Origin of the sequence: Paenibacillus sp. EKM301P (assembly GCF_011800295.1) — a bacterium.
GTDB lineage: Bacteria > Bacillota > Bacilli > Paenibacillales > Paenibacillaceae > Paenibacillus > Paenibacillus polymyxa.
This window is the reverse complement of record NZ_JAALFM010000014.1, coordinates 53802-77210: the sequence shown is the minus strand read 5'-3', so window position 1 is coordinate 77210 and position 23409 is coordinate 53802. Positions and strand designations below refer to the sequence as shown.

Sequence of the window (23409 nt, the reverse complement as noted above, 5' to 3'; positions counted from 1 at the left end):
AAAGCTTAGAAGCTACGATTTATTCTTCTTGGTTGATGTGTTGCGTGTCAGTGATTCGGTCAAACGCTTGCCAGTGGGTGTCTGGGCCAAGCCGCCTTTGGCGGTCTCGCGGTGATTCGACGGCATCGCGCTGCCGACTTCAAGCATTACGTCAATGACTTCGTCAGACGGAATGGCGCTGCGCACACCCGCCAAAGCCATATCCGCTGCGGCAAGTGCGGTCACGGCTCCCAGCCCGTTGCGCACGATGCACGGAATCTCGACGAGTCCGGCGACGGGGTCGCAAATCAGACCGAGCGTGTTCTTGAGCGCTAGGCCTACGGCGTGAACGGCCTGCTCAGGTGTGCCGCCGCGTAGCTCGACCATAGCTCCAGCGGCCATCCCGATGGCTGAGCCAATCTCAGCCTGACAGCCTCCCTCCGCGCCGGAAATGAAGGAATTGTTGGCGATGACGTAGCCAATGGCTCCGGCTGCGAACAAGCCGTGCACCATATGCTCATCATCCCAGCCGAACCGCTCCTGCGCACTAATGAACACACCGGGGATGACTCCACAAGAGCCAGCAGTGGGCGTAGCCACAATACGCCCCATGGACGCATTAACCTCCGACACGGAGAGCGCATAAGCCATGGCGAGTGCAGAGGCGTCGCCGGAGCAGGTTTCTCCTGCCCGCAGATACTCGGCCAGACGCTTGCCATCACCGCCCGTTAATCCACTGCGGGATACGGTGTCTTGCGTCTGACCACGATGAACGGCCTCCTTCATGACTTCATAATAATCAGACATTTGGCGGAAGATTTCTTCTTCCGTTGTATTCGTCTCTTGTACCTGCTCTTGAATCATCAGGCGGCCAATCGTGGTGGATTCCTCCGCGCATATGGCGCTGATTTCATGCAGATGGCTAAATCGCATCAGATTCAGCTCCTTTTTTCAAATTAATCATTTTAATTTCGTACATATGTGGTAAGGATCGTAGTTTTGCGATCAGTTCAGCCGTAGGAGGACTGTCCGTTTCGATGGCGGTAAGTGCTTCTCCATCTCGGCCTTTGCGATCCACATGCATATAGGCAATGTTAATGTCGGCAGCGCCGAGTGCTGAAGTCACCGCACCTAATGTGCCGGGCTTATCCGAGTGAAGAAGCACCAACGTAGCCAGCTCCCCGGTCAGGTTGACTCGGAATTCGTTGAGCTGCTGGACATGGATGCTGCCGCCGCCGATGGAGGAGCCCAGCAGTGTGCGCTGATCCTCACCCTTCCACAGTTCAAAACGGACGGTATTTGGATGGGGCGCGGGTAGTCCGCTGACGGCAAACTCCACGGCCATTCCAGCCTGCTCCGCCCATTGCTCGGCATCTGGAATTCGGTGGTCGTCTGTATCGTAATTGAGCAGGCCTGCGATGAGTGCTAGGTCTGTACCGTGTCCTTTGTAGGTGTCGGCGAAGGAGCCGTACAGTGTCATGCGGGCACGGTCCGGCTGCATCCCGAGCCAGTGACGGGCAACGCGTGCAAGCCGCACCGCGCCTGCAGTGTGTGAACTGGAAGGTCCGGTCATGGCCGGACCGATAATGGAAAATACATCTTTGAAACGCATGGTGTGGCCCCCTGTATGTTCTAGTACCATAGTATATGGTATTTCCGCGTTTGTGCGCAGCTATGACGGTTCCTAATGCTGACGTACAATGTGAGCGCAAAAAAGGACAGGATAAGGAAGTTTCCCTTATCTCTGTCCTCGTTACCTGAGAGTTTCGTGCGGTGTCCTTACCGCCTTACCCCTTGGGTGGCTTGCGCTCTCTCCAGAGTTGCGTCAGATGACGATACATGGACCTGAGAGATTATCCGCCAGCCGGGTGCTGACGTCTTGCTCCTTCGGTGCCGCCAGCGTGTAAGCCCCTGGACAGACTCTCCCGTCATCTTCATTCGCGTATACCGTTCTACATATCTTTCTTAGCGTAATGTATGCCGTGCTCGGTGTCAATCGCAGGTTTCAATTTTTACATAAACAGGCGAGTTTCCGATAAAAAAGATTAAAATTTACATAATTATGGATGAAATCAGGAAGGAATTAGAAGATTGACAGCTAATCTGATAGAGGACAAGTACATTTATGGAATTATAGGAGGGATATTGACGTATGGTAAAAGGCTTGCGGTTCACAGGTTCACGCTTGAAAGGGGTGCTGCATCTAGCAGCGATCGTATCGCTGTTGATTGGGATCCTCGTTCCATTCGGTCAGGTCAAGGCAGAGGGAGCATTGACAGTAGACGAAGCACTTCAGCGCCAAGGCAGTGGAGGTACAGTGACGGTGGAAGGCTACATCGTCGGACATGCTACCGGATCGAAAACAGCTAATTTTTCTGCTCCGTTTGCGAATGATTTTAACGTACTGATTGCCGACCAGGCCAATGAACGTAGCACGTCTAATCTATTGGATGTGCAGCTGACATCTGCGTACAGAGGGCAATTTGGGTTAACAGGTCATCCTGAACTGGTCGGCAGCAAAATTCGCGTGACAGGTACGCTTGGTGCCTACAATAATTTTGGTGGAGTAAAAAGTCCAAGCGCTGTGGAACTGGTGAGTGGAAGCGAGCCGGGGGAACCAGGTGAACCTGGCGAACCTGAACCTGGCAACCCGGGTCAACCCGGTACTACACTGCCGGATGGAAAAGGCAAAAAGGTGCTGTTCGATAATACGCACGCACAGACGGCTGGTGCAGCAGATTGGGTCATTGAAGGCGCCTTCTCCGACTTTGCTAATGGATTACGTAATGTAGGCTTTACTGTGGATCAATTGAACCGCCCTATTCCTTTTACTTATGGAGAACAGGCCATAACCTATGATAAGCTGCGCCAATATGATGTGTTCATCATCGGTGAAGCGAATGTGGCCTTTAAGGCATCCGAGCAGGCTGCCCTGCTGCAATATGTGAATAACGGGGGAAGTGTCTTCTTCATCTCCGACCATTATAATGCCGACCGTAACAAAAACCGTTGGGATTCCTCCGAGGTTATGAATGGCTACCGTCGTGGAGCCTATACTAATCCGGCCAAAGGCATGACTGCAGAAGAAGCTGCATCGCCGGCGATGCAAGGATTAACAAGCTCCGATTGGCTGGCGACCAACTTTGGTGTTCGTTTCCGTTATAATGCGCTTGGCGATGTAAATGCTACGGACATCGTAGCCGCAGATCAATCCTTCGGCATTACCAAGGGTGTACGCTCGATTGCCATGCATGCGGGATCTACGCTGGCTATTATTGATCCTACCAAAGCCAAAGGAATTGCCTATATCCCGACAGGTACAAAAAAATGGGGCAATGCAGTAGACCAAGGAGTCTATAACGGCGGAGGCCGTGCGGAAGGTCCTTATGCTGCGATCTCCAAGGTGGGTCAAGGCAAGGCAGCATTTATCGGTGATTCTTCCCCTGTAGAAGATGCTACTCCGAAATATGCGCGTGAGGAAAACGGACAGTCGAAAAAGACATATGATGGTTTTAAGGAAGTAGACGATGCCACCATCCTAGTGCAAACGGTTCAATGGCTTGCGTGGAAGCAGGACTATACGAAATTATCCGATGTGGCAGGTTTAACGCTGGATCAACCGACGAAGCTGCTGCCGTTTGAAGAGCCTGCGGCTTCCACAGAACCGCAACCGGAGCCTTGGTCTGCTCCAGCAGCAGGCTACAAATGGTACGATCCAAGAACGTTCAAGCCGGGCTCCTATGGAGCGGCTTCGTAATAAACGCAAAAAATAATTCAGTGTGATTGGTTGGTGCTAGTTAGCCGTTTGGTCCTCTGTAGGGGATCAAACGGCTTTTTTGTGATGAAAATTAACCTGTGGTTGGTTATTTTATTACATTTTGTGCCAGGAAGGTCGCGCTACGGCTGGATCATTGATTTTTTAAATGATGTTGATAGCATAATCTTAATTGATATATCCATATACTGGTGATAGGATGTATTCAAATTATTCCGACAAAAACGGTATGTAATGTTTGTGGAAGGTTTTAACATCAAACATGGTGAGAATAAGCAGGACAAGACCATGGAGAATGGAGGAAGCGCGCGCATTGAATATCGAACCTGTGTTGGAGATTAAAGGATTATCCGTGTCTTTTCGCATCAGGAATCAATATCACCCTGCAGTCGATCATCTGGATCTGACGCTCAATCCTAATGAAGTGCTGGCTGTAGTCGGAGAATCCGGTTGTGGCAAAAGCGCGCTGGCGCTTTCCATCCCACAATTGCATGACATGGAGCGGACACGTGTCGAAGGAAAGGTTCTTTTTAAAGGCACGGATCTGATCCGTCTCTCCTCAGGGCAAATGAATAAAATCCGCGGAGCGGGCATTGGCATGATCTTTCAGGACCCGCTGACAGCACTGAACCCGTTAATGAGCATTGGCAAGCAGATCGAGGAAAATCTCGATTATCATACGTCCCTATCTACGAAGCAAAAAAGGGAACGTGTACTGGAGCTACTGGAAAGCGTGGATATACCCAACCCCGTACGTGTGTATGAACAGTATCCACATGAACTTTCAGGAGGGATGCGCCAGCGTGTGATGATCGCGATTGCCATAGCTTGCCGACCCTCACTTATTATTGCAGATGAGCCGACGACTGCGCTCGATGTAACCATTCAATCGCAAATTCTTGACTTGCTCAAACAGCTTCAACAGGAGACTGGAAGCGGAATTATTCTGATTACGCACGATCTTGGCGTTGTGGCCGAAGTAGCTGACCGTGTGGTGGTCATGTACGCCGGAGAAATCGTGGAAAGCGCTGATGTTTTTGAATTATTCCGGCATCCACAGCATCCGTATACGCGTTCCTTGCTAGCCTCCATGCCGGGATCGCATACCAAGGGAGAATCGCTGCATGTCATTGGTGGCATTGTTCCCTCATTGCAAGATATTCCTCGCAATAGCTGTCGCTTTGCTTCGCGTATTCCCTGGATTCAGCAGAGAATGCATGAAGACCATCCCCAATTAAAAGAAATTTCCCCCGGCCATTGGGTCCGCTGTACATGTTACCAGCATTTTCATTTTGAAGACGAAACAAAGGGAGAGACTGCTCATGGCACTACTGGAGCTAAATGATTTGAAGGTTCATTATCCGGTGCGCGGTGGCTTTTTCCAACGTATCGTTGACCAGGTAAAAGCAGTGGATGGCGTGTCGATCAGCATAGAGGCAGGCCAAACATATGGGCTGGTAGGAGAATCCGGCTGCGGAAAAACGACGACAGGCAGGACGATTATCGGCCTGAATAAGCTGACGAGCGGACAGATTCTTTTTAATGGAAAGGACCTTGCGGCTTTGAGTCGGAATAACCGCCATCCGCTGCGTAGAGACATTCAGATGATTTTTCAGGACCCCTATTCTTCGCTTAACCCGCGCAAGCGCGTATTGGATGTCATTGCTGAACCGCTGCGGAACTTTGAAAGGCTGAGTAATGAGGAAGAGCGGCGAAAAGTGCAGATGCTGCTGGAAAAGGTCGGCTTGAACGCTGATGCGGCCTACAAATATCCGCATGAATTTTCCGGAGGCCAGCGGCAACGGATCGGGATTGCGCGTGCGCTGACATTAAATCCAAAACTGATTATTGCTGATGAGCCGGTATCGGCGCTTGATGTTTCTGTGCAGGCACAGGTGCTTAATTTTATGAAGGATGTGCAGCGAGAGTTCAAATTGACGTATTTGTTCATTAGTCATGACCTGGGTATTATCCGCCATATGTGTGACCAAATCGGCATCATGTACCGAGGTCGCTTAGTGGAACAGGGAAGCGAGCAGGACATTTATGAGCGTCCACAGCATTTGTATACCCAGCGGCTTATTGCCACCATTCCCAGTATTGATCCTGCGAAGCGGCTAGAAAATGCTCGAAAAAGGCAGAAGCTTTTATCCTCTTACAAGTCAGAGCTGCCCAAACATTTAGATGCGAGTGGAAAGCCGTTTGCACTAAAATCAGTAAGTCCATCCCATCAAGTCGCGCTACCTTAAGGGAGGTACAGAATATGTGGAAATTTACAATGCGCCGGCTGCTGGTTATGATCCCTCAACTTTTTGCACTGAGTGTGCTTATATTTTTCCTAGCTAAGGCTATGCCAGGGGATGCCCTGACAGGGCTTATCACTTCAACACCCAATCTGAATCCGGCTGCACTGGAAGAACAGCGGCAAAAACTGGGACTCAATGACCCGGTGTGGGTGCAATATGGGAACTGGCTTGTCCAGCTTGCTCATGGGGATCTGGGCAAATCTTATGTACATAAAATTAGCGTTACCGATTTGATTGGCAGTCGTTTGGGGAACACGTTCTTTCTGGGTGTAGTGATTCTGGTTCTGACGTATCTGATCGCCATTCCGCTGGGAGTACTCAGTGGTCGGTATCAGCATAGTCTGCTGGATAAAACCGTGGTGGGGTATACCTATCTCAGCTTTGCAACACCTCTGTTTATACTCGCGTTGCTGCTGCTGTACGTGTTTGGATTCAGGCTTGGCTGGTTTCCAACCAGCGGCAGTGTGGATGTAGGAGTGGAGCCGGGGACATGGTCATATTACGTGAATAAGTCGTATCATCTCATACTACCGGCGGTTACAGGCGCATTGCTCAGTACGACGGCTACCATTCAGTATTTGCGCAATGAGGTCATTGACACACGTCTGAAGGATTTTGTGAAAACAGCGCGTTCCAAGGGGGTACCCGAAGGAAAGATCTATTCCCGTCATATTTTCAAGAACTCTTTATTACCCATTGCTGCTTTTTTGGGCTACGACCTGACGGGTGTGATTGCCGGCAACATTTTCCTGGAATCTATTTTTGGTTATGCGGGATTGGGCCAGTTGTTTCTTCAGTCTATCACCCAACGGGACTTTTCAGTCGTGAACGCGCTGGTCATGATCTCTGGCTTCTTGGCACTATTAGGAACCCTTTTATCTGATGTCATCCTGAGCAAGGTCGATCCACGCATTCGAATTGAATAGCGAACAAATCTAGAGAAAAGGAGGGGTTATGGTGTCTATGCAGGTGGAGGAGGTCTTCTCGCCGGAAATCATTCGTAAATCACCATCCAGTTGGTCTGTACTGCGTCGTGAGCTGGTACGTGACAAAATGGCCTTGATTTCCATTGGATTTGTGGCTCTGTTCTTGATTTTTATATATGCCTCTGTCCTGTTTGTCAATCAGGATGTAGTCACGACGGTCGATTTGGGCGCGATCCGCGAAGCTCCCGGCTCAGTGCACTGGCTGGGTACGGACCGAGCGGGCAGGGATATATTCGGCCAGCTGGTCATTGGGGCCCGCAATTCCTTTACCATTGGCTTTACGATTACTTTGTTATCCGCCGCCATTGGCTTGACGCTGGGCTTACTGGCTGGGTTTTATGGAGGAATGGTCGATAACATCATCATGCGAATCATTGATTTTATTCTGGTGCTTCCATTCTTGATGCTGGTTATCGTATTTGTCAGCATTGTGCCCAAAAGTGGCATAGGGTCCTTTATTTTCATTATGACCGCCTTTTTGTGGATTGGAAAAGCGCGCCTGATCCGGGCCAAGGTACTGTCGGAGCGGGAGCTGGACTACGTGCAGGCTTCCAAAACCCTTGGCACACCCAATTGGAAGATCATCTGGTTGGGTGTGCTGCCCAATCTCAGCTCTGTTGTGATTGTTAATCTAACGCTCAGTCTTGCAGGAAATATCGGGATTGAGACCGGGCTTTCCTATCTCGGCTTTGGCTTGCCAGAATCAACTCCAAGCTTGGGTACACTAGTGAGTTATGCCAATGACCCGGATGTATTGCAGAACAGCTGGTGGATGTGGTTGCCTGCCTCACTGCTTATATTAGTGCTGATGCTGGCGATTAATTTTATCGGTCAGGCGCTCAAACGTGCCACGGATGCCAGACAACGATTGGGTTAAACCAAAGTTCAAGGATAAGGACAACGACAAGGAGGGGTTTACAATGATTAAAAGCTGGAAAAAAGGAATTTTGCCTGTTCTATCTGCCATTTTGGTGCTTTCTTTGGCCGCATGCAGCGGCTCGCCTTCCACTTCGAGTGGAGCAAAATCGTCTGACGGTACAGGTGGGTCAGGGTCCGACAACAAGCAGGTGAATACGACTGCGCTGGCAAAGGCGGTCAAGAACGATAAACCCCCGATTAAGGGCGGCATCATCAATTATGCACTCGTGTCCGACACCCCTTTTGAAGGTATTCTGAATCCTGTATTTTATGATGGAAATCCGGATTTTGAAGTCTTCCAGTTTTTCTACCCTTCCATGTTTTCGATTGATTCCAATCTGAATATTGACGATAAAGGAGCGGCGACGATTTCCTTTTCCGCAGACAATAAGGCGGTGACTGTCAAAATTGATCCCAAACTGAACTGGACAGATGGTAATCCCGTAACGGCAGAGGACTATGCCTTTTCCTATGAAGTGATCGGTAACAAAGACTACGAAGGTCCGCGTTATGATAGTTTTATGACCAACATTGTAGGGATGGAAGATTATCACGCCGGCAAGGCCAAAACCATTTCTGGCATCAAGGTGCTGAATGAGAAAGAGGTTACCATTCATTTTAAGGAACCTAATCCTTCGGTAAAGTCGGGACTCTGGTCCACACCACTGGAGAAGAAGGTATTTCAGAACATTCCTGTGAAGGACATGGCCGGATCTGATCCTGTCCGTAAACATCCGATTGGCTATGGGCCATTCAAAATTAAATCTATGGTCACAGGTGAATCTGTAGAATTCGTCAAAAATGAAGATTATTTCCGCGGTGCGCCCAAGTTGGATGGCCTTCATCTGAAGGTGGTGAATCCGAATGTCATTACCGAGGCGTTGAAAAGTGGAGAAATCGACTGGGCCAGCTATCCGACCGCCCGTTACAATGAGGCCAGTAATCCGAAAAATGTACAGTTTCTCGGTCAGGAGGAATTGTCTTATAGCTATGTAGGCTTTAAGCTGGGCAAATTCGATCAGGCCAAGAGTCTGAATATCATGGACCCGAACGCCAAGCTGGCGAACAAGTCATTGCGTCAGGCCCTTGGCTACGCGCTGAATAATGAGCAGGTTGGCAAGCAGCTCTATCATGGGCTTCGGACTCCTGCGACATCCCTGATCCCGCCCGCCTTCAAGGGATACCATGATGTGAATGCGAAGGGCATTGCGTATGATCCAGACAAGGCGAAAAAGCTGCTGGACGAGGCAGGATATGTGGATACCAATGGAGATGGATACCGTGAGGACCCTAAAGGTAAGGAACTGGTGCTCCATTATGCAGCAATGAGCGGGGATGCGACAGCTGAATCGCTGGCGAAGTTTTATTTGCAAAATTGGAAGGATGTCGGGCTTCATGTCGAACTAGTGGACGGTCGTCTGCTTGAGTTCAATTCTTTCTATGACCGTGTGCAGAAGGATGACCCTGGCATTGATATTTTTGGCGGCGCATGGAGTACGGGTACAGATGTAGACCCTAGTGGGCTGTATGGACGCGGAGCCAGCTTTAACTACTCGCGCTTTACCAGTGAAGAGAATGATAAGCTGTTGCAGGAAGGGGTGTCTGTGAAAGCCTTTGACGACAATTATCGTAAAGATATATACAACCAGTGGCAGGCGTATATGAGCGAGGAGGCGCCCATTGTACCGACGTTATTCCGTTATTCGCTGGAGGCAGTGAATAATCGGGTAGCCAATTACGATATTACCCGTGGCAAGGAGTACGATGCAGACGTGTTTGCGAATATTACGTTGACTTCGGAAAAAGCAGAAGTAGATCAATAATCTAAAAAAAGCGCAATAACCTGCGAAGAAGCGCGAACCGGAATGATCCGATCTCGCGCTTCTTTTGACCTGTCCATGCAAACATTCTTGGACTTTCGAAGGGAGAGAAGGAAGACGGAAATACGTCAGCTTCAATACTTCATTGCCGTATGCGAGGAACTGCATTTTACGAAGGCTTCGGAAAAGATCGGTATCTCTCAACCCACACTTAGCTTACAAATTAAGGCGCTGGAGGAGGAACTGGGCATGACGCTCTTTGACCGCGCAGGCAAGAAAATTAAAATGACAGATGCCGGTAAACTGCTGCTACAACACAGTGCCCATGCGCTCAAGGGATTACAGCAAGCAAAGGCATCCATTGAGGAGCTGCGTACCGAGCAACGCGGAAGTTTACGGATTGGTATCGCATTACCTGAGCTGGAGGAGCCTTTGCAAAAGATGCTTGCCCATTTTCATCGGTCATTTCCTAAAATCAGCTTGCACATCTGCCCATTCTTTGATGTAACAGAACAGCTGCTGGATAACCGTGTGGATGTTGGCATCACCCTACACTCGGGTACAGATGAAAGGCTTGTCCGGCTTCCTCTTCGCACAGAGAACTACTGTCTTATTGTCCCGGTAAACCATGCATTTTCCAACCGTTCTTCCATTATGCTGGACGAATTGAGGCATGTACCCTGGGCGATGCAGCCAGAATGCCATCCCGGTAGGAAGCTGATTGAGAAATGCTTTAGTGATCGCGGGTATCCCTTTGCAACCGTCTTGGAAACTAATTCTATAGCTTCAATCCTGCGCTGGGTGCAGGAGGGACTTGCCGTAACCTTACAGACGAAGTCCCTTGCGGCCGAACTGGATCGTTCGCATTTTTGCACGGTGCCTATTTTGCGTGGTGCGCCTCAAGGTCAGCTAGAGTTGATTTATCGATCTGACCGTTACCAGGGAGAAGCAGTGAAACGATTGATAGATAAGATACAAGCTGTGCTGACAGAGCGCTCCAACTAATGGCAACCCTGATGAGTATCAGAAGCCTTAATGTGTACGAACCTCCAGCCTGCGTGCAATCAGTGACATACTGTAATTAACGGCAAAGTACAGGAAAGCGGCGAACAGCAGAGCTGGAATGACAAAGGATTGATTTTGTCCACCGACGATCTGAATGTTATGCGTCAGCTCCGGCAAACTGATAATGACAGCCAGTGACGTATCCTTAAATAGGGAAATGAACTGGCTGACAATCGGGGGTACCATGCGACGAAGCGCTTGGGGCAGAATGATATGCCATAAGGTTTGAGAATAGCTTAGACCGGAGGAACGTGCGGCTTCCACCTGTCCTTTATGGACCGAATTCAGACCACTGCGCACAATCTCGGCGATCATGGCTCCCTCGAAGATTGACAGTCCTGTGATGGCTGCCCACTTGAGGGAAATTGAAAATCCGATGGATGGCAAAACCATGCCGATGAAGAAAATAATGAGCAATAAGGGCAGATTGCGAATCAGATCAATGATAAAGGCTGCAACCTGTGAGAGCACAGGTAAGCGGGTATAGCGCAGAATGCCGAATACGATACCAAGAGCGAAGCTGAATATGATAGAGTAAATGGCAACTTCCAGCGTGAGCAGGAAGCCCTCCAGTATAAAACGCACATTAGGCCATACAAACAATCCGCTGAAATCCATACGGGCTTCCCTCCTTAGGATGTTTTGGACAGGCGTCGCTCCATATAGAGTACAAGAAAGCTGAGCGGAACCGTCAATACAAGATACAGCAGCGCCGTGATCGCATAGACTGTGATGGGCAGGAAGGTATCCGAGTTAATGAGATCCGAGTAATACATGAGATCCAGTCCGGCCACAATGGCCAGCACGGAAGAGTTTTTGACCAGATTGATGAATTGGTTGCCGATTGCAGGCAGTACAATTTTGATGGCTTGCGGTAAAATAATGCTGATCATCGTCTGGTTGTAATTCAGCCCGGAGGACCTTGCCGCTTCAAATTGTCCTTTGGGTACAGATTGAATGCCGGCACGTATAGCTTCTGCAATGAAAGAGGCTGTGTACACAGTCAATCCAAGCGTTCCAGATACAAAGCCATCCAAGGGGATGCCCAAAGTGGGAAGACCGAGATAAAAAAACAGTACGACAATCAGCAATGGAATATTGCGGATGACCTCTACATAGACAGTACCGATCCAGTTTAGCCATTTAAAAGGCGCAATTCGGAAGATGGCAATGATAGCGCCCAGAATAAAGCTTCCGATCAAGGCAATAACACTAGCTTGAACAGTATGAAGCAAGCCCTCTCTAAAACGGTCGCCATGATCGAGAAGTACGTTGATATCAAAAGTAAGCATCTACGGGTATACCTCCTTATCCAGAGCTAAGAAAGGAAGGAGCACGCAATCGCGGCTCCTTCACAAGATCATTATTCGGGTTTAACCCCAAGCCATTGCTCATGCAGCTTATCGTATTCACCATTGCTTTTCAGTTCCTTGATCGTATCATTAATGGCTTGCAGCAGTTCGGTTTGTCCCTTCTTCACTGCAATACCGTAAGGTTCCTCTGTGAAGTTCCCGCCTACTAGGGTATAATTCGGATCTTGCTGTTGCATGCCAAGCAAAATAGAGTTATCGGTAGTCAACGCTTGCCCTTTACCTGCCTTGAGGGCATTGAAGGCATCTTGATAGTTTTCGAACTCTAAAATCGTTGCTTTAGGCGCTTTTTCGCGGATATTTTTTGCGGAGGTAGAGCCTTTAACAGCGAGCACCTTGGTATCGGGAGTCAGGGACTCCAGACCTGTGATCGGGCTTCCCTTTTTCACAAGCAGGGATTGCCCTGCATTAAAGTAGACATCGCTGAAATCGACCTGTTTTTTGCGTTCATCCGAAATGGTCATCGTGGCGATAATAGCGTCGATGTCCCCATTTTGAAGTAAGGTGATTCGTGTTTTGGACGTGACTTCCTTGAGCTCAAGCTTGGTTTCATCACCAAAAATATGCTTGGCTACAGCCTTGGCGATGTCGATATCAAAGCCCTCGACCTTACCGCTAGCCGGGTCTTTTAGTCCGAACAACTTGGTATCGTACTTCACCCCAATGACCAGCTTGCCACGCTGTTTGATGGCTTCCAGCCCGTTGGAAGCTGCTGCCTCATTTCCTGACGTTGCTGCTTCTTGCTTGCCTCCACAGCCTGCCAAGACGAGCAGACAGGATAATGCAACCAGCACCAAAGTACTCCACTGAAATCTTTTTCTCATCAAGATGATCCCCTTTCGATTTTTATTCCATTAATAGTCTGTTTAATGATGAATCAGACGGCTCAGGAACAGGCGAGCCCGTTCTTCACCCGGATTCTGAAAAAACTCAGCAGGTTGGCTGTCTTCCAGGATCTGTCCTTTGTCCATAAAAATCACGCGGTCTGCCACTTCACGGGCAAAGCCCATTTCATGAGTGACGATGACCATCGTGATGCCCTGATGGGCAAGCGAGCGCATGACATCCAGCACCTCTCCGATGGTTTCGGGGTCCAGGGCTGAAGTAGGCTCGTCAAACAGCATAATTTTCGGATTCATCGCGAGTCCACGGGCGATCGCCACCCGCTGCTGCTGTCCACCGGACAATTGGGCGGGGTAGCTCTGTGCCTTTTCCTCGATTCCGACACGCTTCAGATAGGTGAGGGCTGTTTGAATAGCTTCTTCTTTCGGGATGCCCAGTACCTTCATCGGTGCCAGTACAATGTTCTCAATCACCTTTTTGTGGGGATACAGATTGAAATGTTGGAATACCATCCCGATATTGCGACGGAAGGCGTTAATATCAATCTTTTTGTCATGCACAGGGACATCGTTAACGATTAGCTCCCCATCGGATATCGTTTCCAGACGATTGATGCAGCGAAGCAGGGTGCTTTTACCTGAGCCGGAGGGACCGATGATGACAACGACCTCGCCCTCCTTAATCTGAAGATTGATGTCTTTAAGTACATGAAAGTGACCGTAATGCTTGTTGACATTGCGAAATTGGATCAGAGAGCTCACCCCTTTTTTTGACTTGAATACATCGCTTAGTAGACGACTGACATGATTAAGCTCTATTAGAATTTCAAAATTTCTCTCATGATACTATAAGCTTACAATAAAAAACAAGATTTTATGTCAATAAACTTTACGTTAAATATGTTTTTGAATGTATTTTTACTAGTTTAATGTTATTTTTATGATGAAAATGAGTATGTATCCACAATTTAATGTCATTAAATTTGACATAGTTTATTGATCTTCGACATGCAGAGGGAGAAACGTGACAAAAGCAGCGCTATGTTTTACAGTAGGGGAGAAGGAATTTAGGGTAAAGGAAGGATAGACAATGACGAAAGCTATTTCACCGCTAGTCACGGCATTGGGCATGGAGCCCCATCCAGAAGGCGGCTGGTACAAAGAGATGTGGAAGGCCAATTTTCAAATTCCGAAGCCTGTACTGCCGGATGTGTATTCCGGTCCGCGCTTTGCAGCTTCGTCTACGTATTTCTTGCTGCATCCGGGTGAGTTCTCCGAGTGGCATGTGGTCCATTCTGATGAGCTGTGGCTATACCATAGCGGAAGTCCTATAGAGCTAAAATTGGGTGGAAGCGGAGAAGAACCTGGCGAAGAAACGGTAATTATCGTTGGTGCAGATGTGGAGGCAGGACAACATCCACAAGCACTCGTACCAGGAACAGTATGGCAAACGGCACGTCCGCTGGGGGATGAGCCTGTGCTGGTAACCTGTGTTGTTGCACCAGGATTCCACTTTGATGATTTCAAGCTGATTGCCAAGAATTCAACTGAAGCATGATGTGAACTATGGCGGGTGTATTTCTGTAAACGAGCAGGAATAGCCCGCCTGATTTATTTTATCCATAGGAATGGGCGATTTAGCTAGGTTTAGGTGCTTAACTTGGCTTGAACAATGAGACGATGGGTGGGATTCACGAGAGGGTCGCATGTAATTAGCGTGAGCAGCTTATGGTTTTTGAAGCTTTTCAGAACAGACACGTCCATTGGATCGACTACCTTTATACTGTAAACTTTATACATATACTGGCTACCTTGAGCGTTAACAACAATTTTATCTCCAATCTTCAGTTCATGAAGACGATTAAATAAACGTCCAGGAGTACGGGCTCGATGAGCAGCAATAGCAGCATTCCCCACTTGTCCCAGCTTTCCCGTTTCCGGCATATGTACTGCCGCATATTTCATATTTTTCCTCGTCGCGCCTTCCAACACGGGGAGCTTTAAAGCAATACGACTTATGCTAATAGTGGCTATAGGAGTTTGTTCATTAACGCTGACATTGGGAGCGGGGGATGGAAAGGTATGTTGCCGTGCCTCACTAACCGGAGCTTCCGCTACCCGAGTGGACAAGCGAGCATAGCTGTCTGCAAGACTAGAAGGCAATACCGAATTGCTTTTTTCTAGTGATAACTCCGCTGCTTGTAACAGCTTGTGTTGTTCTCGATCCTCATTCCATTCGGTCGCTTTAGGAAACAAAATAAAGAGTAAGCCCAACCCAATAAACAGATAGGAAAGTTTACGCAGATTCAGCAACCTCATCTCCCCTAAGCAATGTACGGATGATACATACTTTGAAAAAAATGCCCCATTTCCGTCTCATTCCACTCGGGAATGAGACGGAAGATCAGGGCAGGTAGATTGCATTTATTTTTGGTTTGTCCGTCTAAATTTTAAAAATACGCCGCTTATAATCATGGCAATGCCTGCCAAATAAAACGGAACGGGGCTACTTTCACCTGTTTGGGGCAACTGATGCACTGCAGGTGGCTCCTCTGGCTCTTTCTCCGGATCATGGAGACGGATTTTAGGTTTGGGCTCGTCGTTCGGCTCCACTGGAGGAGACGGATCTTGATGAGGCATGACGGCTGGCGGTTCAGGCAGTGCTTTGGGTTCCTCCCGGGCTACTGGCGGCGGTGTAGGTGCGGGTTCCTCCTGTGGAGGGACTATGTCCTCCGGAGGCCTTGGCAGTGACGGAGGAACGGTTATAGATGGTGTCACGGGCACCTCGGGATCTTTATCATGTTTTTTCCCGGAGCCTCCCGCTGGGGGAGACGGCTCTGGGTGGGGAGGTGTGCCCGGGTCTACAGGTGTTTCGGGTTCGTTTTTCTTTTCTTTACGATTGGTGATCACAACCCTCTTTATGCCAGAGCCTTGTTGGGGTGCTGCGTCTATTTTGATCTCAAGCTTACCCTCCGTTATTTCATACCCCTCCGGTGCTGCCAATTCTTCCAAAATGTAATCGTCATGAAGTAAGGAGGAAAAGATGATTTTGCCTTCCACATTGGTCGTTTGTATAAGCGGTGCTCTTTTTTGTCCCTTATCATAGAGCGCAAACCGGGCGCCAGGCAGTACTCTGTCGGGAGCATCCTGATCTACCTTGGTCAGCTCAAGGGTTTCGGTTACGCCCCCACCAGAACCGGAGCCGGAAGACGTTCGTACGATGATTTCCTGACTGGTTTCCCGCAGTTCTGTCGTCAAACGATCTCCTGCAAAAGCAACCTTGTTGCTCACCTTAGCTTTATCCTCAGCATGAATGAACGATTGATATTCAAGAATAAAAGCAGTGGAAATATCCTTGGCAAAAGTAAGCTCAAAAGTTTGCTGACCCTGAGTGTCTGTCTTGATGTGAAGCCAGTAATCTCGGTTTTTGATTAATTCGGTGCCCTTGGTGGTATTTCCATTGGCAGCCATGATTGCAGAGTATACATGAAAGGAATCCTCAATTAAGATTTGGTTGTTGCTAGGCTGATCGACTATTTTAGCGTTGGACACATGTGATTGTCCTTCATTGATACGAATGCTCCAGTCGATCTTATTTCCATTTTGTGCGCCGGCCTTAGACACATATTCCCCGCCATGAGGTACCGTAACTTGGGCTGCCCAATCGGAGACGGTTTTTTGTCCATCCAGTAGAAGAGCGCGATTATGAATTTCCTTTTCAATCAATTCTCCTTCCAATGAAGTTTGAAAGGTAATCCAGTACGGAGTCTGTATCGGCTTCTTGAACTGGATACGCAATTCATTACTATTTTGTTTAGTGGGAGGAATAATTGTATATTGATCTGCCGGGATTTCAGCCCCTTTTTGTACGCCATCCCACCATCCCAGCAAGGTCATATCGTATACTTTTACGGAGCCAGGCAGTAACCTCTGACCTTGCAATAAGACATCTCTCACTTCCGCATGATTCAGGATCTTGCGATTATAGTTGGCTTTAATATCCCAGGTAATGAGTTTGGAGCTCGCATCATAGCTTCCTTGCTTGGCCCCATTCCGTTGTGTCATAAAGTCCGGCCAGATCGGGCATTCCACCTCATGCGATGATGTTTCACCATTTTCATATTGATAATCTATAAAGGATTTGTTGCGAAATTCGGGCTTCGTCGTATCTGTTTTCCAATCATTGTTGTAGAGAGTTGAATATTTGATCGTATAAGCTTTCTGAATCGTTTTATGAAAAATAAGTGTAAACCCTTGTTTATAGTCCGCTGATCGTGGAACTAGCTCATAATCCATGGGCGCGAGTAGTTCCGTTGTACCGTCAACACTTTGAATTTTCAGGGTGTCGGGCAACAAGGCGAGGCCCCCATTAGGGAACACATCCTTAATGACAATATTTTTCATGGTGTATGAGTCTGTATTAATGGTGATCACCCAAGGTATGACTTTCGTGTTGTAATTGGGCGTGTCATACATTTTAGTCATAACTCCGCTTGTGATTTCCGTCGATATGATCTTCTGGGTTCCATCTGTGGTGATGATGTTTGTAATTTTTTCATCTTCATAGACGCGGCCTCTAGCCTGGGTCTGATATCGGATGGTATAGGCTGAATCTACATCGAAGTTGAATTGAAGTTTGAAGCCGTTACGGTCGGGATAGTCAACCGGGATGACGGTGTACGCCCACGATGGAAGCTCCTCCAGTGTATTTCCCTTAAATACTTTCAAAGAACCGGGCAGCAATTTTTGAGTTTTGTTGAAATGATCAATTAAAAGGGCTTTGGCTTCGGGGATTTTTGTCTCGCCAAAGTTATATCTTATGGCCCACGAGAGTGTTTGTGTGGCATGATCATACTTTTCAACTTTTTTGGACAAAAATTCACCACGCTCCACCTGAACTGTAGCGGTGGCAGCAACGTTATCTATCGCATCTCCTGAAAGCGTCGCTGTGTTGGAAAAGCGAGTTTCGTTGCCAGTAATGCGGGTGGAGTATTGGATCTGATAGGCAGTGCTAATGCTAGCATCTTGAAAACGAATTGCAAATCCGGTCCCGGCTTGATCCGATTCAATGGCGTATTTACTCGCATTCACTAGGTCTTTGACAACGGTCGTGCCATCGATATTGACTTGCAGATGATAGAGTCGGATAGAGCCTCTCACGAGTTCCAGTCCTGAAGGAGTTGGATCGGTAATGAGGGCGTGTTTAACGGTGTTTAGCTGTTTGTTCACATCAATGGCCCAGTCGATCTGGTGGGTGCCATTTATTTTTCCTTGCTTGCTTAAAGTTGGCCCTGACTGGGGTTTCACATTTACGATGACCGTTTGAACCCCGCCCTTAATTGGAATCGCAATGATGACTTCTGTGCTGCCTTTCACCGTTTCTTTTGTGAATTCGGTTTTAATTTGCAGTTTGCCGCTGACATGGGAATGGTTCTCTACATATTGGTTAAAGGTCATGATGACCTTACCCTGACGATCTACTGTAAAGAACCCCACGGTCCCGTCTGTAGTCACTAGCGGAGATGAGATATCAGTGTAGATGACAAACTGTTCTGGTAAGTGAAAGGTGAAGGTATCCCCTGCTTTATAAGCATCGTCAGGAAGCTCCCATTCATAGCCAAGTTGGATGGCTGATCCAATGTCGAACGTACTACCTGGATTATATACCGCATCAATGACACGTCCGGCTTCGTCCGTTAGAATCAACTTCGTTAGTATACTCTGGGGAGCTGCTTCCTTTTGAGACTTTGAATGAGCTGCTCCTTGCACGGAAGGGACAGTGTTTGGCGGAACCTCCTTAGGGGGTTCAGGGTTTGGGACCGCATATACAGCATCCGTAACGGTTGTAGGATCGGATACAGCACTGTGCGGCAGTTCAGGGGCAGGAGGATCTGCGTAAGCCAGTGTGGTGCTGAAAAAGCTTTGGACAATGAGCAATAAGGCAATAATCATGACATTTATTTTGGTTCCCATGCTCCAAGTGATTCTCCTATTCATCGTAATATGGCAAGCTTCGGCGATTATGTTGTGTTATATTGTTTTCCTTCCCTCCTCCTAGTTCGAAATTAGTATATTCAGCATGCTAGGTTGACATGACTACCCCAACAGAAAAAAACCTTGATCATAGTGATCAAGGTTTTTTCTTCGAGAGAGGTATAGCAATTTTGTGATGGAGCTATGTAAAAAGGCATAATAAAAAGCTCGTTCACCTGGTAACTGGCTGCCATCCGAGTAGGAAGGCCCTATAGTTTTGCGTCACTGTCTTTCGACAGCTTTGCCATTAGCTTGAATAGCTTGTGCGTCTATCGTCTATCAAACGGAGTACAGGAGACCTCCTATTTACAGTTTGGAGCGGTTTCCCCATTTTTTACGGAAGGAATGAGGTGTTTCCCCTACATGTTCCTTGAATAGGTTGATAAAATGGCTCGTATTGGGAATCCCAACGTACCTTGCGATATCCACTATGGATATGTCACTGGTTTTAAGCCATCCCTGAGCGGCTGTGATCCGGACATTAATGAGATAATCAATTGGAGAAAATCCAATCTGTTTTTTGAAATTTTTAGCAAGATTAAATTTGTTTAGGTTGAACATGTCTGCCAGCGAGTCCAGCGTAATTCGCTCACAGTAGGACTGGTCCAAATACTGCTGCACCTGACGTACTTCGCTGAGTGTTCCAGCATTTACATACCGATGATCATAAGGATGCTGCAAAATATACGTCAGTATTTCACCAATGAGTCTGGACGTTAGCAGCTCGCCGGAAAGGCTTCGATCAGACTGCCCGCAGATTAGTGCATGCAGCTTGTCTAATATAACATATGGATTGTGCAGGGATATTACCGGTTTATTATGCTTGGCAAATTGTTCGTAAAAATGTTCGATCAGGTTGCCGTACAGGTATAAGCTGATAAACTCCCAGGCTTCATCACCGGAGGTGCTGTATTGTAAATATTCATCGCAATTAATAAAAAACAAATCATGAGGCTTTAAAATATACTTCTTGTCCCGGTACAGTAATTCTCCCTTACCAGACAGCGTAAAAACAAGCAAAAAGGAGGTGAGTTCTTTCCTTTCTATTGTAAAATCAGAGGTTTTTTGGAAATAGCCTAATTCCTGAATATATAAAAGGGATTGCTTGGCAAAAGCGGAGGGAGTGCGCACAATTACGACAGGTTCGCCGTTCCAGAGGCCCTCGGTGTTTTTTTGGTCTGTTGTCATATTCAATTCCTTTACAAAAAAGCAATTTTATCTAGCTTATCTTGGTTTGATTTACCAATATATAATGGCTGATTAAACATGATTTACTATTTAATAAAAGTTTATTTTATCACATTAAATATGTCTATATATCAAATTATGTGTGTGAGTTTTATAGAAGCCCCGCTTCTTATGGATATTCAACCTGGTTATCCGTATAAAAGGTCGAATATTGTTGAAAGAATTCTGAGGTCATCATGGATTCAAATCCTTTCTGGGGTCAAATATAGGATAGTGTTGAAAAAAATATCTTACATGCCCATTCAACTTTTCCATTCACTTCTCCTTTCGGTTTAAGAAATTTAGGACTTGGTTCTGATAAAATGGTTCGTAAGGCTTATTATTGAAAATGAGATTTTGGACCCAGTGTTGTGATTTGGTTCACGAACATGAATGTAAAAAAGAGAGATATATGCATAAAAAATTACGCAAAAAATGTCCTTATGTGTTGAATTATAAGTGCTCTCAACTTTGGAAATTACACAGGCAATGATATGATGGGTAATATATGTATAGTTGCTTAACTTATCGATAGTCAGTTTGGAGGATTACAGGATGGAAAAACCCAAAAATACGAAAACCGCAGCGGCTTGGTCGCTCGTTATTCTAGGGGCAGGCTTTGCAGCCACCGTGCCCTTCCAGCAATATGGCTGGGCTCGATTGTTAGCCGGAGCCTTTGAGGCAGGACTTGTAGGGGGACTGGCAGACTGGTTCGCTGTCACAGCATTGTTCCGTCATCCGCTAGGCATCCCGATACCACATACGGCGCTTCTCCCTAAAAATAGGGACAAGCTCACGAATGCATTGGTGAATACGGTGGAAAATAACTTGCTGAACAAAGACAGCATTGCTTCTAAAATCGCGGACATTCGTTTGGCGGAGCTGATGCTGGGCGGTGTGGAAAAAGGATTGCGTACACCAGAAGCAGCAGCATCGATAGATGTGCTCGCCAAGCGGCTCGTCCAGTCGCTCCCGCTCGCGGAATTGGCTCCGATTATCGTGGCTGAGATCAAGCGACAGGTGACGGACATCGATGCCGGACCACTACTGGAGGCGCTTGCCCGCCAATCCAGTGAGAAGGGCTATGATATTCGTGCACTGGATTACACGCTGGAGCAGGCGGAATCCTGGCTTTTGCGACCGGAAACAGGCTATACACTTGGCACCTTAGGGATGCAGGCTGTCAGTGGTTTGCAGGTGAGCGGGCTGATGCAATTTGCCTTGAACGCCTTCCTCGGCTATCTGAACGAAGAGCGCATGGGTGAAATGATTCGTCATTTCCTGCTGGATCAGGTAGCAGAGCTGCAAAGGGAAGAGCATCCGCGCCGTCTGGCAGTGATCGACGGTCTAAGAACACAGGTGACCCGATTGGCAACGAAGGATACGGTTCAGGAAGGGCTGAACGGCTGGAAGGATAGCCTTATTGAAGCTTGGGAAGGCGAAGCGTCCGTGCTCGGTAAAATGGAAGAGCTTCGTACCCGCTTATTGAACTATATGGAAGACGAAGACTATGTGCCGACCTACATTTTACCGTTACTGGATCGGATGCTGGCTGATTTAAGAGGGAATACCGAATTGCTGGACAAAATTAATGCACGAATCGTGGAAGGAATTACTAGTCTCGTGGAAGCCAATCATAGCCGGATTGGTAACCTGGTGCGCGAAAATGTAGACAAAATGGATAACAAATCCCTGATTGCACTGATGGAGGACAAACTGGGACAGGATTTGCAGTGGATACGTATTAACGGCGCAGTAACAGGCTTCCTGATCGGTATTGTACTGACAGGTATCCGTATGCTAATCCAATAATACAGAAAAAGCTACAGATAAGGTTGTGGAAGCATGAGGCTTTGGCATGAACAATTGATTGGCAAGCTGCCCCGTCCCCAACTGTTGGGACAACATCGTGAGTGTTGTGCCCTGCGGGGGAACGGGTGGGGAAAGCCACACGCCACAGTGAATTATGTGTTCGACTATCACCCCATGCTGCTGGTACGCTATCATAAGCTCATTATGGACGAAATGAAAAGCAGAGGATACAATGTTGATCCACTATGGGAACAGCCATTGTATCGTGGTAAGCAGTGTGAACCTTGGGAAGCGGAGCTAGGCGAGGAACTGGCAGGCGCGGACGCATATGTGGAGCATGATGACGAATATATGAAGGAGTGCCTGGATAACCTGGCTTCCAAAGGAATTTTAATAGAGATTGAAGTGATCTAAAAAAGCGGGCTGCGGTGTGTTCATCATTCAGATGAAGCGCCGTAAGCCCGCTTTTTAGATGCTTTAATGTCCAAGGTTTGGAAGGGTATGAGTCGCAGGTTACAGGACCCAACGTGTAACTTTCTCCAGTGGTTGTCTGGATTTTTCCCGCTTGGGTTCATGAGCACGATAACCGAAGGCAGCGATGACTGAAATATCCAGCAGCCCGTCCTCCAGCAGGCCTTCTTCCTCCAAAATGGCATGCACCTGATCATAGTTAAAGCCTTCAATCGGGCAGGAATCAATGCCGATCTGAGCTGCCGCTGTCATCATATTACCTAAGGCAATATAAGTTTGCTTGGAGGCCCAGTCGAATAACGTGCGTTCGTTTTCCAGCAGGCGTTGGTTTTCACCTTGGAAAATCTTATAGCGGCCTGGTAGGGAGGCAAAGTCTTCGTCAGACATACCCTTCACCTCTTTATACATGTACTCCACGTAAGGTGAATCATAACGGACATCCTTACGTGCCAAAATCAAAACGACATGGCTGGCCGCTGGGATCTGCTTTTGACCACCACTGGAAACCGCAGCCAGTTTTTCTCTCAATGCCTGATTTTGTACGACTACAAACTGCCAAGGTTCAAATCCTACGGAGCTTGGGGAAAGTCGTCCAGTTTCGAGAATGAATTGAAAATCCTCCTCCGGTATGATGCAATTAGGGTCGAATTCTTTCGTGGCATGTCTGAATAGAAAGGCATCCAGAATTTCCTGTTTTTTAGCTGATGTATTGGACATGAAATGTACTCCTTTAGATTTGGGTTTAGTTGGTGCTCCATTGGTTTTCTGCTACTATAATGAGAGTTGATATCGAATATATAGTCAT

20 protein-coding genes and 2 riboswitches are annotated in these 23409 nt (G+C 47.6%); of the genes, 10 read left to right on the top strand and 10 right to left on the bottom strand.

Going from position 1 to position 23409, the window contains the following annotated elements:
- Nucleotides 1-12: 12 nt before the first annotated feature.
- Both sdaAA and sdaAB read right to left on the bottom strand, forming a co-directional pair.
- The gene (gene sdaAA, locus HFD99_RS22135; RefSeq protein WP_123796668.1) at nucleotides 13-912 is read right to left on the bottom strand and encodes an L-serine ammonia-lyase, iron-sulfur-dependent, subunit alpha; all 900 of its coding nucleotides are present in this window, start codon (nucleotides 910-912) and stop codon (nucleotides 13-15) included.
- A complete protein-coding gene (sdaAB, locus tag HFD99_RS22130) occupies nucleotides 902-1591 on the bottom strand; it encodes an L-serine ammonia-lyase, iron-sulfur-dependent subunit beta (RefSeq protein ID WP_016818869.1) in 690 nt (229 codons plus the stop codon). The genes sdaAA and sdaAB overlap by 11 nt, the downstream gene beginning before the upstream one ends.
- 211 nt (nucleotides 1592-1802) lie before the next feature.
- A riboswitch (glycine riboswitch) is annotated at nucleotides 1803-1917 on the bottom strand.
- A 214-nt stretch (nucleotides 1918-2131) separates the two neighbouring features.
- Here sdaAB and HFD99_RS22125 point away from each other — a divergent pair.
- The 7 genes from HFD99_RS22125 to HFD99_RS22095 all read left to right on the top strand — a co-directional run bounded on the left by HFD99_RS22125 (nucleotide 2132) and on the right by HFD99_RS22095 (nucleotide 10789).
- The gene (locus HFD99_RS22125; protein WP_123796669.1) at nucleotides 2132-3736 is read left to right on the top strand and encodes a DUF6359 domain-containing protein; all 1605 of its coding nucleotides are present in this window, start codon (nucleotides 2132-2134) and stop codon (nucleotides 3734-3736) included.
- A 331-nt stretch (nucleotides 3737-4067) separates the two neighbouring features.
- Nucleotides 4068-5099 (top strand): ABC transporter ATP-binding protein, encoded by a 1032-nt coding sequence (locus tag HFD99_RS22120; protein ID WP_123796670.1) that lies wholly within the window; start codon nucleotides 4068-4070, stop codon nucleotides 5097-5099.
- Complete coding sequence (locus tag HFD99_RS22115; protein WP_090891398.1) at nucleotides 5077-6003, top strand: ABC transporter ATP-binding protein; 927 nt, start codon at nucleotides 5077-5079, stop codon at nucleotides 6001-6003. Before HFD99_RS22120 ends, HFD99_RS22115 begins: the two co-directional genes overlap by 23 nt.
- 14 nt (nucleotides 6004-6017) lie before the next feature.
- On the top strand, nucleotides 6018-6986 hold the full coding sequence (gene opp4B / locus HFD99_RS22110) for an oligopeptide ABC transporter permease (RefSeq protein WP_167441003.1): 969 nt from the start codon (nucleotides 6018-6020) through the stop codon (nucleotides 6984-6986).
- Between the two features lie 37 nt (nucleotides 6987-7023).
- Nucleotides 7024-7923 carry an ABC transporter permease gene (locus HFD99_RS22105; RefSeq protein WP_017427176.1) on the top strand — a complete coding sequence of 300 codons (900 nt, stop codon included), beginning with the start codon at nucleotides 7024-7026 and terminating at the stop codon, nucleotides 7921-7923.
- Nucleotides 7924-7966: 43 nt separating this feature from the next.
- Entirely contained in the window at nucleotides 7967-9787 is a 1821-nt protein-coding gene (gene opp4A / locus HFD99_RS22100; protein WP_123796671.1) for an oligopeptide ABC transporter substrate-binding protein, read from the top strand.
- Nucleotides 9788-9829: 42 nt separating this feature from the next.
- On the top strand, nucleotides 9830-10789 hold the full coding sequence (locus tag HFD99_RS22095) for a LysR family transcriptional regulator (protein WP_025363816.1): 960 nt from the start codon (nucleotides 9830-9832) through the stop codon (nucleotides 10787-10789).
- Between the two features lie 27 nt (nucleotides 10790-10816).
- Here the strand turns inward: HFD99_RS22095 and HFD99_RS22090 are convergent, their stop codons facing one another.
- The 4 genes from HFD99_RS22090 to HFD99_RS22075 form a co-directional block, all read right to left on the bottom strand.
- A complete protein-coding gene (locus HFD99_RS22090) occupies nucleotides 10817-11467 on the bottom strand; it encodes an amino acid ABC transporter permease (protein WP_019685912.1) in 651 nt (216 codons plus the stop codon).
- A 14-nt stretch (nucleotides 11468-11481) separates the two neighbouring features.
- Nucleotides 11482-12141, bottom strand: coding sequence for an amino acid ABC transporter permease (locus HFD99_RS22085; RefSeq protein ID WP_019685913.1), 660 nt, complete (start codon nucleotides 12139-12141; stop codon nucleotides 11482-11484).
- 71 nt (nucleotides 12142-12212) lie between these two features.
- Complete coding sequence (locus HFD99_RS22080) at nucleotides 12213-13043, bottom strand: transporter substrate-binding domain-containing protein (protein ID WP_025363817.1); 831 nt, start codon at nucleotides 13041-13043, stop codon at nucleotides 12213-12215.
- A gap of 42 nt (nucleotides 13044-13085) precedes the next feature.
- Nucleotides 13086-13823 carry an amino acid ABC transporter ATP-binding protein gene (locus tag HFD99_RS22075; RefSeq protein WP_274597397.1) on the bottom strand — a complete coding sequence of 246 codons (738 nt, stop codon included), beginning with the start codon at nucleotides 13821-13823 and terminating at the stop codon, nucleotides 13086-13088.
- 328 nt (nucleotides 13824-14151) lie between these two features.
- On the opposite strand from HFD99_RS22075, the gene HFD99_RS22070 reads away from it, so the two are divergent.
- Nucleotides 14152-14619 carry a cupin domain-containing protein gene (locus HFD99_RS22070; protein WP_016818857.1) on the top strand — a complete coding sequence of 156 codons (468 nt, stop codon included), beginning with the start codon at nucleotides 14152-14154 and terminating at the stop codon, nucleotides 14617-14619.
- Between the two features lie 89 nt (nucleotides 14620-14708).
- Here the strand turns inward: HFD99_RS22070 and HFD99_RS22065 are convergent, their stop codons facing one another.
- From HFD99_RS22065 to HFD99_RS22055, 3 genes are all read right to left on the bottom strand, one after another.
- Nucleotides 14709-15374, bottom strand: coding sequence for a class D sortase (locus tag HFD99_RS22065; RefSeq protein ID WP_044787800.1), 666 nt, complete (start codon nucleotides 15372-15374; stop codon nucleotides 14709-14711).
- A gap of 111 nt (nucleotides 15375-15485) precedes the next feature.
- The gene (locus HFD99_RS22060; protein ID WP_123796672.1) at nucleotides 15486-19034 is read right to left on the bottom strand and encodes an LPXTG cell wall anchor domain-containing protein; all 3549 of its coding nucleotides are present in this window, start codon (nucleotides 19032-19034) and stop codon (nucleotides 15486-15488) included.
- A gap of 235 nt (nucleotides 19035-19269) precedes the next feature.
- Nucleotides 19270-19350, bottom strand: a riboswitch (cyclic di-GMP riboswitch).
- 50 nt (nucleotides 19351-19400) lie between these two features.
- The gene (locus tag HFD99_RS22055; protein WP_016818854.1) at nucleotides 19401-20282 is read right to left on the bottom strand and encodes an AraC family transcriptional regulator; all 882 of its coding nucleotides are present in this window, start codon (nucleotides 20280-20282) and stop codon (nucleotides 19401-19403) included.
- A 594-nt stretch (nucleotides 20283-20876) separates the two neighbouring features.
- Here HFD99_RS22055 and HFD99_RS22050 point away from each other — a divergent pair.
- A complete protein-coding gene (locus HFD99_RS22050) occupies nucleotides 20877-22133 on the top strand; it encodes a DUF445 domain-containing protein (RefSeq protein WP_016818853.1) in 1257 nt (418 codons plus the stop codon).
- Between the two features lie 33 nt (nucleotides 22134-22166).
- Entirely contained in the window at nucleotides 22167-22547 is a 381-nt protein-coding gene (locus HFD99_RS22045; RefSeq protein ID WP_016818852.1) for a TIGR02328 family protein, read from the top strand.
- Between the two features lie 99 nt (nucleotides 22548-22646).
- On the opposite strand, the gene HFD99_RS22040 is transcribed toward HFD99_RS22045, so the two are convergent.
- A complete protein-coding gene (locus HFD99_RS22040) occupies nucleotides 22647-23321 on the bottom strand; it encodes an NAD(P)H-dependent oxidoreductase (RefSeq protein WP_045245241.1) in 675 nt (224 codons plus the stop codon).
- Between the last annotated feature and the right edge of the window lie 88 nt (nucleotides 23322-23409).

What these genes read in the sequence shown, in the direction of transcription:
- sdaAA (WP_123796668.1), bottom strand. Translation starts at nt 912, where the DNA reads ATGCGATTTAGCCATCTGCATGAAATCAGCGCCATATGCGCGGAGGAA.
- sdaAB (WP_016818869.1), bottom strand. Translation starts at nt 1,591, where the DNA reads ATGCGTTTCAAAGATGTATTTTCCATTATCGGTCCGGCCATGACCGGA.
- HFD99_RS22125 (WP_123796669.1), top strand. Translation starts at nt 2,132, where the DNA reads ATGGTAAAAGGCTTGCGGTTCACAGGTTCACGCTTGAAAGGGGTGCTG.
- HFD99_RS22115 (WP_090891398.1), top strand. Translation starts at nt 5,077, where the DNA reads ATGGCACTACTGGAGCTAAATGATTTGAAGGTTCATTATCCGGTGCGC.
- opp4B (WP_167441003.1), top strand. Translation starts at nt 6,018, where the DNA reads ATGTGGAAATTTACAATGCGCCGGCTGCTGGTTATGATCCCTCAACTT.
- HFD99_RS22105 (WP_017427176.1), top strand. Translation starts at nt 7,024, where the DNA reads ATGCAGGTGGAGGAGGTCTTCTCGCCGGAAATCATTCGTAAATCACCA.
- opp4A (WP_123796671.1), top strand. Translation starts at nt 7,967, where the DNA reads ATGATTAAAAGCTGGAAAAAAGGAATTTTGCCTGTTCTATCTGCCATT.
- HFD99_RS22095 (WP_025363816.1), top strand. Translation starts at nt 9,830, where the DNA reads ATGATCCGATCTCGCGCTTCTTTTGACCTGTCCATGCAAACATTCTTG.
- HFD99_RS22090 (WP_019685912.1), bottom strand. Translation starts at nt 11,467, where the DNA reads ATGGATTTCAGCGGATTGTTTGTATGGCCTAATGTGCGTTTTATACTG.
- HFD99_RS22085 (WP_019685913.1), bottom strand. Translation starts at nt 12,141, where the DNA reads ATGCTTACTTTTGATATCAACGTACTTCTCGATCATGGCGACCGTTTT.
- HFD99_RS22080 (WP_025363817.1), bottom strand. Translation starts at nt 13,043, where the DNA reads ATGAGAAAAAGATTTCAGTGGAGTACTTTGGTGCTGGTTGCATTATCC.
- HFD99_RS22070 (WP_016818857.1), top strand. Translation starts at nt 14,152, where the DNA reads ATGACGAAAGCTATTTCACCGCTAGTCACGGCATTGGGCATGGAGCCC.
- HFD99_RS22060 (WP_123796672.1), bottom strand. Translation starts at nt 19,034, where the DNA reads ATGGGAACCAAAATAAATGTCATGATTATTGCCTTATTGCTCATTGTC.
- HFD99_RS22055 (WP_016818854.1), bottom strand. Translation starts at nt 20,282, where the DNA reads ATGACAACAGACCAAAAAAACACCGAGGGCCTCTGGAACGGCGAACCT.
- HFD99_RS22050 (WP_016818853.1), top strand. Translation starts at nt 20,877, where the DNA reads ATGGAAAAACCCAAAAATACGAAAACCGCAGCGGCTTGGTCGCTCGTT.
- HFD99_RS22045 (WP_016818852.1), top strand. Translation starts at nt 22,167, where the DNA reads ATGAGGCTTTGGCATGAACAATTGATTGGCAAGCTGCCCCGTCCCCAA.
- HFD99_RS22040 (WP_045245241.1), bottom strand. Translation starts at nt 23,321, where the DNA reads ATGTCCAATACATCAGCTAAAAAACAGGAAATTCTGGATGCCTTTCTA.